Annotated in this window: 2 protein-coding genes; both read right to left on the bottom strand. The window is 38.6% G+C overall.

Translation table 11 applies throughout. From position 1 onward, the window contains the following. Nucleotides 1-25: 25 nt before the first annotated feature. Nucleotides 26-1,702 carry an iron uptake porin gene (locus KV40_RS28425; protein ID WP_036488385.1) on the bottom strand — a complete coding sequence of 559 codons (1,677 nt, stop codon included), beginning with the start codon at nucleotides 1,700-1,702 and terminating at the stop codon, nucleotides 26-28. Between the two features lie 597 nt (nucleotides 1,703-2,299). Further along, a complete protein-coding gene (locus tag KV40_RS28420; protein WP_036488382.1) occupies nucleotides 2,300-2,641 on the bottom strand; it encodes a hypothetical protein in 342 nt (113 codons plus the stop codon). Nucleotides 2,642-2,834: the final 193 nt, after the last annotated feature.

Raw genomic sequence — 2,834 nt, 5'->3', positions numbered from 1 at the left:
AGAATTTCTCTGCCGTTAGAAAGTTCTAAAAAATAAAATTAGTTCGGATCGCTCCTACCCAGATTTCGTCATTGTCCTCATTATGATTGGGGTTTAAGATTACGTAAGCCCCAGGAGTCAACAAAATACTGTCCGAGAGCGGGAATTTGTATTGTGCTTCAATTATGTAGGAAGTATCCACATCATCTGGTCCTCCATCTACATCGGTTGCTTTCGGAGGCATTCCGCCAGCAACGGTAAAAATAGCTCCTTCTCTACCCACATCGAGCAGTGAAACATTTGCCACCCAGTTCCATAAATCRGCATTTTCGTCTGTCTCCAAAGCCTCAGCATTAATATAGCCACCCCAAGCTCCGATGTTTATTCTCGGAGTGATTTCCCAGCTTCCTTGAACCCCKGCGCGGATAGCAGAAGTAGCAACTTCRCCAAAGGGTTGACTGGCAATAGAACTACCAGTGCTACCAGAAAGGTTGACATCATCGTCGGGATAATAGGAATAACCGCCAGCCAAACCGAGAGAAAGTGATTCGATTGGTTGCCAATTTAGCTGACCGATAGCCGTATAGTCTCCGTTAAATAGTCCATTGGTTTCACTTRRCTCTTCAGCATCTCCAGTAAGATATGCTAAATCTAAACCCAAAGAATCGGTGAATTTGACATTAGCACCAATAGCCTGCTGAGCTCCCGTTCTAAAAATAAAGGGATTGTAGTTAAAGAAACGATTAAGAGCTCCTGTGTCAGTGCTTTCAAGATAAGGGTTATGAGTATCACCCAAATCGTTTAAATCAGTTCCATTTGCTCCCAACCATATTCTGATATTATCTCCTAGTGGAAAACGATAGGACAAATCGTTAATTTCTATACTGTTTTCACTATTGGTATCAAAAGCTAGGCGAGCCATATCGGTACCAGTAGCATCAGCTAAGCTGGTAAAGTTTCCAGCTTCTAACCTTACTCTCAAACGATCCTCACCTGTAAAACTAGTATCAAAATTCAATCGCGTTCGRTAGCTAAAAGTAACTTGCTCATCGAGACTTTCATCACTATCTGCCTGCTCGTCGCTACCAAAAGCAGCAGTAGGAATGAAAATAACATTTCCATTAAGTTTAGTAGTTGTCGAAAACTGATTATCTTCTAAGAAGGCAGTGCGGCTCTCGATGTTGTCGATGCGACCGCCAAGAGTAGCCAATTCAGCTTCAAATTCCTGAGCCAGACGATTCATCGTGTCTAAATCTTCTYTAGTGACAGCTTCAGAAGAAGCAATCAAACGCTCGATTTGGTTTAAGCAGGAGTTTAAACCAGCCGCAAATTCATACCGCGTTAGGGCTTGGCTGCCACGATAGGTTTGATTGGGATAACCCGCGATACAGCCGTAGCGATCTACTAATGAACGTAATGCTTCATATGCCCAGTCTGTAGGCGCAACATCTCGTAGTTGGTTGACGTTAGTAACTTGCGACATCGCCCCAGTACCTAATCGCTCTGGTTGACTGTATTGTTCGACGCGATTGAGTAGCTCGTTGTTAACTCGATCGCCTTTCCCATTAGGGTTTTGCAAAGCTTGTGCYAAATCTTTTCGCTCTTTTTTCAGAGACAAAGTACTCGATTGAGTTTCTTCTGCTAGTAAACTATTGCTAAAAAAGACAGAAGTTAGTAAGACCGCAGACCCAGTCTTAATTATAGACTTAAATAGTTTGAACATTTTCCTCACACTAAAATTGATTCTGTTTTCAATCTAAATATCTAAATTTGCTAGGAGATCGTAAATATCTCTGTAATGCAAACTTTAGTTTTTAGCCCGATTCAGTCAAAGATATTGATGCGACCAGAACCGAGACATGCTCCATTGAAAGAGAATTACTGAAATACAAAAAAGTGTTGTTGCTTTGTAAATTAATGTGTGAAGCACCCATACTTTACTRATTCAGCATTATTTAACCTCTTTAAACTCGAAGCCTAATGTTTTAAAAATCTCATAACAAAATGAAATTAGAATGACATTATTGCCAGGCTTAACAAATAAATACACATTTTTAGATTGGCAAAAACAACGATGCAATCAGATGCAATCGAGCAAATGCAAATTAAAAAATGACATTAGGATGAAATCTAAAGAAAAAAGCTTTAACGCTCTTCAAAGCTATTTTGGCACTAGCTTATTAGACATTATTAAAGCTTTTATATGTGTGAGGATATTAAAGTCTCGCAATAATATCTAATATTAGGTTGACAGACAAATATGAAATTACGATGACATAGAATTGACAATAGCCATATAAAGTTAAGTCGATTGTAGTTATTAGTTTGTATCTAAACTATCAAGTAGCCCAGCTACACTATTAAGATATGCTCGATTGTTAATAGTTTCTGGTGCTAATCTTCCAAGAGCGATCGCTTCTTCTACTAAATCCTCAGCGTTAACCCTACCCGCATTGACTGCTGCGATGAGGTTAGCATAACCTGGAATTCCTGAGTCGGTAAAATAACCTCGATAAGCTCCATAAACTAAATCGAAAGGCGTAATTTTAACGATACTATCAGTCGAAGTTTGATTAATAGCTGAAATCTCATTGGCTGATGTAGGAGTAGCCACCAAAAAAAGAGTTAAAGCCGATAGACTAATAAAAATTGAAGTTTTCATAATTATTTCTTGTTTTTTTGAGTCAGAAATTAGACTCACTATCCTAGTAAACAAAACAAAATAAAACGRARCRGTAAATCTTAGTTGACATGATGCAATAGTAGGGATTTGTGGCTATTGTGTATGGCTATTTAGAGCCAGATCCGACAATGCAATTAACTTTATTAATGTTTTTAAGCCGATATTAAATTTT

This window comes from Myxosarcina sp. GI1, assembly GCF_000756305.1.
Taxonomy (GTDB): Bacteria; Cyanobacteriota; Cyanobacteriia; order Cyanobacteriales; family Xenococcaceae; genus Myxosarcina.
This window is presented reverse-complemented; position numbering and strand designations above follow the sequence as displayed.

What these genes read in the sequence shown, in the direction of transcription:
- KV40_RS28420 (WP_036488382.1), bottom strand. Translation starts at nt 2,641, where the DNA reads ATGAAAACTTCAATTTTTATTAGTCTATCGGCTTTAACTCTTTTTTTG.